Below are 7,730 nucleotides of genomic sequence, written 5' to 3'. Positions count from 1 at the left end.
AAACTTTTTAGCTGAACATGTATCAGAGGAAGAAGCAATTGAAGATGATATTGGGGAAGAGAATATTTATCTAATGGATATAGCTTCAAGAGTAAAATCATACTCAGAAGACTGGTTTAGTGAAGATAAAAGATATATTTTTCGTTACTACAATCAAAAGAAGGAGGAGATGATTAGGCCATCACCTTCCTTAATTCGTGTTTTTTCTTACATTGATAATATTATGGAATCTGACTTTATCAGCACAGAGAGTTCTTTTAACTTCATACTCACTCAGCTAAGAAATCTGAGTGAAAACATGAATAAAGATCCTGAATCTAAAATAAGAGAGCTAAAGGAAAAAATAAAAGAACTTGAAGCTGAAATAAAAGAAATTGAAACAACTGGTAAGGTAAAGACCTATGATAATAGAAGAATAGTTGAATACCTCACAGATTTAAAACGAAAGAGTCGTGATATGCTTGGTGAATTTTCTCAAGTTGAGGAAAACTTTAAAGATATAATGACTCAAATTGCTAAGAAGCAAGCAAGTGAGGAAATCTCAAAGCGCATGCTACTTGGATATTCATTAACGCTATATAGAGAACTAAATAATTCTCCTCAAGGCCAATCCTTTAATGGTTTTTGGGACTATATGTCTGCAAACAGAGAGGATGAAATCTCAGCTTTATCAGAAGAAATAATATCCACGATAATCGAAAATAATATCGATTATGATGTTTCATTCTTACTAAACCTACGTTCCTCTCTATTTAATGCAGGTAATAGAATAGTTGAAAAGAACCATATTCTAACAGATAGAATGAGCCGTGTAATGGCACAAACAAACCGTGCTGATAGAAAAGGACTTGATGAGTTATATGCAAAAATAAAGGCTAAGAATGCCGATATTCTATCAAGTGGAAAAGATTTCAATGATAGTAATTTTATCTTTATTGATGACATTAAACCTTCTCTATCGTTTCCTTTATCCAAGCCTCTAAAAGCTGAGACAGAAGAAAGAACTACATCTGCTATTTTATTTGAAGAGAAAAAGAATAATCTTTCACAAATTCTTTCTCTTGTTTCAGAATTTAATGTAGATGAAAAACAACTTCTTAATAATGTTATTACCTTTTCAAAAGAACAGAAGGTAAAGTCATTTACATTAAAAGAACTAACAGATAGATATCCTATTACAAAAGGTTTAGAAGAAATTGTAAGCTATATATCAGTGTTTAGAGATTATGGGACAAGTGTCGATATCTCTGAAAATTTAACAGATGAAATAAAATATTTATGGAATAGTGATAAATATTTTTGTGTAACCCTCCCAACTATTACACTTCATATCTAAAGGAATAAAAAATGGTAAATACAGTTCAAGAATGGTCTAAGGCAGCAATATTACTACTTAAAGGCCCAGTTTATGAAAATGATGATAGAAAAATTTGGGCTATACTTCTTCGATGCAGAGAAAATATAGATAATTATTTTAGAGTAATAGGTCTTCATGTGTTAATTGAAGAAGAAGATGGATATGCCTATCTTGAACAAATAAAAGATAGTGTTGAAAAAGGTATGGAAAGTGAAGAAGAAGTAGATGAAACACTCCCTCGATTAATCAGGAAGATTCCATTTTCCTATAAGATGTCTATGCTTTTGGTTCTATTAAGACAGGAAATGGATAAATTTTCATCATCTATGAATGAATCAAGCTATCCTATATTGCATAAAAGAGAAATAATGGGCTTAGTAAAATCATTCACTAAAGAAGCAAGTGACCAAACAAAGTTTAATAGTGATGTTGATAATATGATTAATAAGCTTGTTGAGCTCACATATCTTAAACCAAAGGAAAAGCTACTTTCATCAAAGATATCTGATGAGGCAGAATTTGAGTTAAGTCCTATAATTAAAAGCAAAATAAATGCAAATGTAATGAAAGAAATGTTAGAAAAGCTAAATAAGAATGAGGAGGAAGAAAAATGAGTAATTTATTTTCAGAGGACTCATCTGGATACAGGCTTAAAGCTCTACAAATACTAAACTGGGGTGTATTTGACAAAACTGTAAAAACCTTCATCTTTAATGATAAGTCAACAATATTAACAGGATATAATGGAACTGGCAAAACAACTGTAGTCGATGCCATTTTAACGCTATTAATTCCTTCAAATCTTAGGTGGTACAACCTCTCATCTGATTCTGTAAAAAAGAGAGAAAGAGATGTTGAAAACTATGTTCGTGGAGCATATGGTAATAGCGGAGATGGAACTACTAATTACCTACGGGATAAGAATACTCTCAGCATTATTAATGGTATATTTGAAGATCCAGCGGAAAATAAAGTATTATCTCTTTTGCAGGTCAGATATTTTTCCTCTGATAAGCTTGATACAAAGTATGCAATTAGCGATAGAGAATTAAAAATTGAAGAAATAAATCGTTTATTGATTAATTCTAAAACAAATATATCTTCAGATGGAAAATGGAAAAAGGAATTAACCCTTAAGGTAGGAACAAGATTTTTTGAATCATTTTCTGCTTATAAAACATATTTCATGGATAAGTTTGGTTTTCGTTCTGATAACGCATTAAAACTCTTTGCACAAACAGTTGGAATGAAGGTATTAGGTGACATCACATCATTTGTTAGAAGTTATATGTTAGAAGATAAGTCACCAAATAAGGAGTTTACAGAACTCGATGAAGAATTTAGCAAATTAATTTCTATTGAGCATGATATAAAAAAGGATATGCTCAAACTTGAAAGACTTGAAAAAATTCATCTTTCTGGTGAAGTTTGGAATAAATCATGTACCTTAAAGGAGCAATGTGAAAGTAAAATAAAGGGAGAAGATATCTGGTTTATTGAAAGTGCAATTGAGCTTGGAAAAAAAGAATTAAAGGAAAATGAATTAGAAAAATCAAAGGCTCAAAACCGAGCAGAAGACAATAAATGTGAATTAGAACTCTGCATGGAAAAGATTTATTCTTTAAAATCTGATCAAGCAACTTCTATCCTTTCAGAATATGAATACCAAATAAAAGAATATGAAAATACTCTTAAAGAAGTTTCAATTAAATATGATAGCTATAAAGTATTAGTTGATAAACTAATTGCAAATGGTGTTGAAATTCTAGTTGCAGAGAGTCAAGAAGAATTTTTTGTTATCAAAGAAAAAATTAAACTATTAAAAGAAAAAGTTGAATCAAATAAAACGAAGGCTGAAACAGCAAAAATTGATTACTCTTACATCATTAGAGATATTAATGAATCGCTTAATTTAATGGAAAAGGAGCTAGGTTATCTTTCTCTTCGTGATACAAATATTCCTCAAAAATATGATGAGGTAAGAAATACTATCATAAAAAATACAGGAATAAAAAAGTTATTCTACTTAGGTGAACTTATATCTATTAAGGATAAGAAAGATGAATTTAGTGATGCTATTACAAAAGTAGTTAATTCAAAGGCTCTACACCTTCTTTGTGAAAAAAAGGACGAAAAAGCAATAATTGAGTATTTGGATAAAACAAATATTGGGATAAAGCTATCGTTAATTGTAATGGATGATTATATTTTTGAAGCTAATTGTAAAAGTAATATTTTTGATTATATAGAAATAAAGCAAAAAGATAATCCATATAAAAATTACATCTCAAATTACATTAATAGTAATTTTACTTTTGATTTATATTCTTCCATTGATGATTTTCTTATATCATCCAATGCCCTTCTTCCCTCTTGCATTCTCTCAAGTGATGAAGAAAAGCAAAAGGATGATAGTAAGCTAGATATTTATCTTGGTTGGGATAATAAAAAACGTAGAGAAGAGCTTCAAATTCTTATTCAAGGACACCTCGAAGAAAAGACTGATCTTTCTCTAAAAATTAAGGATGCTGAAAATAAAATAAAAAAAGCAAACTCAATATGTAATTTACTTGATCGCCTAGATGAATATGATGAGTGGACTAAAATAGATAAAGCTCCACTTATATCTAAAATAGAAAAAGTAAAAAATCAAAGAGCTGAATTCTTATTAAAAAATAAAGATCTTGAAGAAAGACAAAGACAGTTGGAAAGAGAAATAGATAGAAAAGAAATCCTACAAAATGAACAAAGCGAACTTCAAGGTAATATTAGAGAGTTAAAAAATAAAATTGATAAACTTACTATCGACATCGCTAACTTTAATCAAAAGTTAAAAACTAGTGATTCAGACACTTCTTGTAAAGAACTATTTTTAGTAAATGAAAAGATTTCAAAAATCCAATCTCTTAATGATTTACTAAATATACACTCTAAGCTATCTGCTTCATATAAAGAAGAATTTAGTCAAATTAGTGAGAAAGAGATAAAAGATCGTAGTCAATTAGAACGATTAATGACAGCTTTTATCTCTCCTATAATGAAGCAAGGGGAGGAACAGTTAAATTGGAGTGGAGAGTATTCATATCTTATTCCTGAAGTCGATTATCTATCAGATTTTGATAAAGAGTATTTTTCAATTAAAGATGATAAGCTAGTTGAGCTAAAACTTAAATTTGATGAGTATCTTACAATCTCTCTAAAGAATACATTTGGTTCTTTGAACGAAAGAATAACAAGTTGGGATAAAGAAATTAGGGATGCTATTCGCATATTAAATAGAAATTTATTGAAAATTCCATTTGATAAAGAAAATGATACTCATTTACAACTTGAAATTAAATCATCTTCTGATCAGGATTTCAAAGAATTTGAAAAAAATCTTTTAAGAGCGATCCCAAATATAAGGGATTTAGTAGAAGGAAATGAGGAAAAGAGGAAAGAAATATATAAAGGAATAAAAGCCTTCTTAGATAAATATCGTTTAGATGATAACCTTAGAGCAAAAGTATTAGACCTCAGAAGGAAATACATTTTCTCTGCAAAAGAGATAAATAACGATGATTCAATAAAACAGTATTATCAAGATACAGGATCTCTTTCTGGAGGTGAAAAAGCTAAGCTAACGTATACTATTTTAGCAGCATCTATCGCTTATCAATTTAATCTTGATAACTATGACGAATATAGCAAAGGTCCATTTAGATTTGTAATTCTTGATGAGGCATTTAGCAAAAGTGATGCAAAAAATAGTGAATATGCTCTACAGCTCTTCAAAGAACTTGATTTACAACTTATGGTAATCACTCCTCGAAATGGTATAAATATTGTTGAAGGATATGTATCTAGCCTACACCTTCTTGAAAAAAATAGTGATGGTAAAACATCTTCGATTTCTAGTATGACAATAGAAGAATATAGAGGGGCAGAAGTTGCTAACACCTGAGATAATTTTTAATAAAGCAAATAATAAGTGGAATGAGTATAAAAAGGTATTAATTTCTCACATTATCTTAGAAAGTGATTTTTTATTCTTTCCACTAATTATTAGAGGTAATACTTCTTTAGATAAAAGCTTTAATAACAATGCTTCATCTTATTCTATTTTATATAACAATAGTAAAGAAAAAGTTGGGAAAGGTTATTTAATTGAATGGGAAGATAAAAAAATTAGAGGACTAGGTAATCAATCAGAAATAAAAAAAATAGTAATTCCTTCTAATGATGATTATCTATTTATTACTCAGAAAGAAAAACAATACAAAGCTATTGTAAAGGCCCTAAATATGCTTAATCCTTTGTTTGAGAAGTATTCAACTAAAGAAGTTTTTCTTTCTTGGGCACTTTCAAAATCAAACGAAATTGAAGATAACACAATAAGCTGGGAAGGTATTTACAAAGTATTGTCTTGGTTTTTAGAAAATAAAAACTCAAACATGTACTATCTTAGAGAACTTCCTATCGAAGTTCATACTAAATTTATAGAGAATAATAGTAATATCCTTATTTCGCTTTACGGTTACTTACTTAATAAGGACTTTAAAGGTTTAAGACTTGAAGAAGTTTTTAATATAAAAAGAAAACCTATATTAATTAGACTTAAACTAAAGCACAAATTATTCGAAGAAATTGCTTTACCTCTTTCTTCTTTAAAAGAACTTGATAACGCTTATGATTTATCACAGATTGAAAGAATATTCATAATTGAGAATGAAGCAGTATACCTTTCTTTTCCAATCAAAGATAAAGATCTTTGTATATTTGGAGGTGGCTTTCAAGTCAAAATTTTAGACATCCCATGGTTTAAAGAAAAGAATATTTATTACTTTGGTGATTTAGATGAGCATGGTCTTGAAATACTATCTATAGCACGATCACTTTATCCTTCACTAAAATCTATAATGATGGATATTGAAACTTATGAGAAATTTTATTGCTATTCGGTAGGAGGTCCAAAAGCTACCTGTTTTGATAATTTAGATAGAAATGAGTTGGAATTACTTCAAAAATTAAGACAGAATGAACCAAGCAACAATAGAATTGAGCAAGAAAAAATTGATCAAGAATACATTTTGAAATATTTAGAAAAACTACAATCATAAATTTATAAAAAATATCAATTTAGTAGTGACAAAGAATTATTAATTGTAGTAATCTCTTAAAGATTCTTGAGCCTACGGGCAGAGGAGGTGAGATAATATATGGCATTCGTAAAAGTTGACGAAACTGAACCTATCGAGAAAGCGATTAAGCGTTTCAAGAGAATGGTAGAGAAAGAAGGCGTAATCAGAGAATACAAGATGCGCAGATACTTCGAAAAGCCATCTGCTATCCAGCACCGCAAGAATAAGGCTATGGCCAGAAAGCAGATGCTCAAGAACAAGAAGATGCACGCTTCTAAGGCATATTAAGCCTTACTCTATTTTTGGTCCTCGTTAACTCGAGGACTTTTTTTATTCCTTTTAGATAAGTTTTTCAGCAAAACATCTTATTTTTAAAGTTTTTACTTTAATTTTTAGTATTATTAATGCTGTATTTTAGCAAAAATACTTTAAGTTATATTAGATACCTAAAAAATGAAGAAAGTATACATAAGTCTAGATACTGAAGGACTATCAGGATTAGTAAGTTGGAATGAGATGACAACTGATCCATCATGTACTGGTAAAGCTTATATTCGTGAGCTTGATTGGATTCTTGATGAACTATTTAAAGTTCACCCTGAAATTGAAGAAGTATGCATTTGTGACTCACACGCAAGAGGAGAAAATCTTCCTTATGGTGTTTACACAGATCCACGTGTATATATTATTAGTGGCTATCCTAGACAGGATTATATGCTTGCTTCTCTTGATAGCAGCTATGACATGCTAATGCTCGTTGGTTATCATGGTATGATTGGTACTTGGAATGCTCTAATGGATCATTCATATAGCAGTGCTTGTATTTATAATGTAAGAATTAATGGTGTTGAAGTTGGTGAAGTTGAATTAAATAGCTACTATGCTGCTTCCCTTGGTGTACCTCTTACATTCTGTGCTGGTGATGATAAACTTGAAGAAGAATTAAAGCATACAGAGTTAAATCCTGCTTATGTTCGCACAAAAGAAGGTCTTGGTAGATATGCTGCAAAACTTTATAGCCCAGGAAAGCTTGAACCATGTTTTAGACAGGCTGTTAGAGAGGCTTGTGAACTCAAAGATAGTGGTAAGGCAAAATGTGTACTTGCAGGTCAGCCAATTAACCTCGAAATAGATGTAATGACAACTGTTATGGCAGATAAACTTGAGATGATTCCAGGTGTAAAGCGTCTCAGTGGAAGAACTATCAGCTACACAAATTCAGATTTTGCTGAAATCATGCACATGATTTTATG

6 protein-coding genes are annotated in these 7,730 nt (G+C 30.1%); all 6 read left to right on the top strand.

The window, feature by feature from the left end; translation table 11 throughout:
• A partial coding sequence (locus SOY52_RS07500; RefSeq protein ID WP_320848343.1) for a DUF3375 family protein occupies positions 1 to 1,336 on the top strand: 1,336 nt, incomplete at its 5' end.
• An 11-nt stretch (positions 1,337 to 1,347) separates the two neighbouring features.
• The gene (locus SOY52_RS07495) at positions 1,348 to 1,971 is read left to right on the top strand and encodes a DUF4194 domain-containing protein (protein ID WP_320848342.1); all 624 of its coding nucleotides are present in this window, start codon (positions 1,348 to 1,350) and stop codon (positions 1,969 to 1,971) included.
• The gene (locus tag SOY52_RS07490) at positions 1,968 to 5,300 is read left to right on the top strand and encodes an ATP-binding protein (protein WP_320848341.1); all 3,333 of its coding nucleotides are present in this window, start codon (positions 1,968 to 1,970) and stop codon (positions 5,298 to 5,300) included. The genes SOY52_RS07495 and SOY52_RS07490 overlap by 4 nt, the downstream gene beginning before the upstream one ends.
• On the top strand, positions 5,287 to 6,456 hold the full coding sequence (locus SOY52_RS07485; protein WP_320848340.1) for a Wadjet anti-phage system protein JetD domain-containing protein: 1,170 nt from the start codon (positions 5,287 to 5,289) through the stop codon (positions 6,454 to 6,456). Before SOY52_RS07490 ends, SOY52_RS07485 begins: the two co-directional genes overlap by 14 nt.
• Positions 6,457 to 6,555: 99 nt before the next feature.
• Positions 6,556 to 6,765, top strand: coding sequence for a 30S ribosomal protein S21 (gene rpsU / locus SOY52_RS07480; protein ID WP_154425438.1), 210 nt, complete (start codon positions 6,556 to 6,558; stop codon positions 6,763 to 6,765).
• 165 nt (positions 6,766 to 6,930) lie between these two features.
• Positions 6,931 to 7,730 (top strand): M55 family metallopeptidase (locus SOY52_RS07475; RefSeq protein WP_320848339.1); only part of this gene is annotated, 800 nt, incomplete at its 3' end.

The organism is Bullifex sp. (assembly GCF_034103065.1).
In the GTDB taxonomy this organism is placed as follows: domain Bacteria; phylum Spirochaetota; class Spirochaetia; order Sphaerochaetales; family Sphaerochaetaceae; genus Bullifex.
Note: the sequence above shows the minus strand (reverse complement) of the source record. Positions and strands in the feature narration are given on the sequence as shown.

Excerpts from the sequence above, each read along its gene's own strand:
- SOY52_RS07495 (WP_320848342.1), top strand. The coding sequence starts at position 1,348 with ATGGTAAATACAGTTCAAGAATGGTCTAAGGCAGCAATATTACTACTT.
- SOY52_RS07490 (WP_320848341.1), top strand. The coding sequence starts at position 1,968 with ATGAGTAATTTATTTTCAGAGGACTCATCTGGATACAGGCTTAAAGCT.
- rpsU (WP_154425438.1), top strand. The coding sequence starts at position 6,556 with ATGGCATTCGTAAAAGTTGACGAAACTGAACCTATCGAGAAAGCGATT.